General features: G+C 46.1%; 2 protein-coding genes. Both read left to right on the forward strand.

What is annotated here, in order from left to right; genetic code table 11:
* The coding region (gene mnmG, locus ACTIE6_RS11990; RefSeq protein ID WP_439556860.1) for a tRNA uridine-5-carboxymethylaminomethyl(34) synthesis enzyme MnmG at positions 1-1,489 on the forward strand (1,489 nt) is incomplete at its 5' end.
* Positions 1,490-2,245: class I SAM-dependent methyltransferase (locus ACTIE6_RS11995; protein WP_439556861.1), on the forward strand; the 756-nt coding region annotated here is incomplete at its 3' end.

The following is a 2,245-nucleotide window of genomic DNA, read 5'->3' on the forward strand; positions in this document are numbered from 1 at the left end:
GCTCATTATTGAAGATGGTACAGCACGAGGGGTGAAGACGAGCCTTGGAATTGAGATCAAATCCAAATCAGTTGTACTTACCAATGGTACATTCCTAAATGGACTGATCCATATTGGTGAAAAGAACTTTGGCGGCGGCCGTACAGGAGAGAAATCTGCTACCGGCCTCACAGAGCAGCTTGTTCAACTTGGATTTGAAGCGGGACGAATGAAAACGGGAACGCCGCCGCGCGTTGACGGCCGTTCACTCGACTACTCCAAAATGGAGGAGCAGCCTGGTGATGAGAAACCCGCCAAATTCTCTTACACGGATACAAAGCCGCTTGCTAAGCAACGGAGCTGCTGGATTACTTACACCAATCAGGAAGTACATGATGTTCTGAAAACCGGCTTCGAAAAATCGCCTATGTTCTCAGGCCGCATCAAGGGACTTGGACCGAGATATTGTCCGTCAGTGGAAGACAAGATCAACCGTTTTGCCGATAAAGATCGTCACCAGATTTTCGTAGAGCCGGAAGGGTGGGATACCGTAGAGGTTTATGTAAATGGTTTCTCAACCTCCTTACCTGAGGATGTTCAATATGCCGCCTTGCGGAAAATTCCAGGATTCGAAAATGCAAAAATGTTCCGGCCAGGGTATGCAATCGAGTACGATTACTTTCCGCCGACACAGCTAAAATCAACCCTTGAAACACACCTGATCACGAATCTGTTTTTTGCAGGGCAGATCAATGGAACTACTGGCTACGAAGAAGCAGCTTGTCAGGGTTTGATGGCCGGGATCAACGCGCATCAAAATGTAAACCAACTGGAACCATTTGTACTGAAAAGATCGGAAGCTTACATTGGTGTGCTCATCGATGATCTGATCAACAAAGGCACCGAGGAACCATACCGAATGTTTACCTCCCGTGCTGAGTACCGGACATTGCTCCGCCAGGACAATGCCGATATCAGACTAACTGAAAAAGGCTATCAAATCGGTTTGGCCAGTCAGGACAGATTTAATGCGGTTCAGAAAAAACAGCAGGAAGTTGCCGCTATCATTTCAACGCTTTCTCTAAATAAGGTTACCCCGGAAGAAATCAATGACGCGCTTGAAACACTCGGTACTGCACAGCTCAGAGAAAAAGTGGCTGTTGCACAACTGCTGAAACGTCCACAGATTTCCATTGAAAAGTTGGCGGAACACAGCCCGGTTATCGCGGAGCTGATCAAGGATTTCAGCCTGGATTCAGTTCAGCAAGCCGAAATAAATCTTAAATACGATAGCTATATAGAAAAGGAAATGCTGCTGGTTGAAAAGATGAACAAGTTGGAAAACCTGAACATCATCGACAACTTCAACTATGACGTGGTTACCTCGCTATCCTTTGAAGGCCGTGAAAAGCTGAAACGCACGCGTCCAGCGACAATAGGACAGGCTTCCAGGATCAGCGGCGTGAGTCCATCAGATATATCCGTTTTAATGCTTTACATAGGTCGATAATTGGAAAGATTAGATAATTGCCCGGTTTGCCAGAATACCACCTTCCACGAACATTTAACCGTGGTGGATTATACCGTTTCGAAGGAAAAATTTCAGATTCAGGAATGCGGATCGTGCCAGTTCCTCTTCACTAATCCACGACCGGCAGAGCAGGATATAGGCTCCTATTATCAATCTCAGGACTATATTTCCCATCACGATGATTCCAAAGATCTGATGAGCCGGGTATATACATCGGTGCGGGATTATACCATTCAGCAGAAAATAAAGCTGATCAACCAACACTCCCGACAGAAAGGTACATTACTGGACATTGGTTGCGGCACAGGCAGCTTTGCTAAGTCCATTCAGGATAATGGTTGGAAGGTATTTGGAACCGAACCTGATTCAGGCGCAAGAAAGGTGGCAGCAGAGCGGATTGGAGCTACGGTTTACACCGACATATTTCAACCAGAAGTCGGCGCTCAAAAGTTTGATACCATCACGATGTGGCACGTTCTGGAACATGTTCACAAGCTGAATGAAACTATCAACTGGCTAACTGAGCATCTCAATCCCACGGGAGTACTTGTGATTGCAGTACCAAATCCCGAATCCTATGACGCGCAAAAATACAAGCAGCAATGGGCAGCTTACGATGTACCGCGGCATTTGTACCATTTTACCAAAGGCAGCATGAAACTACTAATGGAAAAGCACGGAATGGAAGTAAAAGAGACACTCCCTATGTGGTTTGATTCGTTTTACGTAAGTATG

The organism is Dyadobacter sp. (assembly GCF_051859145.1).
Taxonomy (GTDB): domain Bacteria; phylum Bacteroidota; class Bacteroidia; order Cytophagales; family Spirosomataceae; genus Dyadobacter.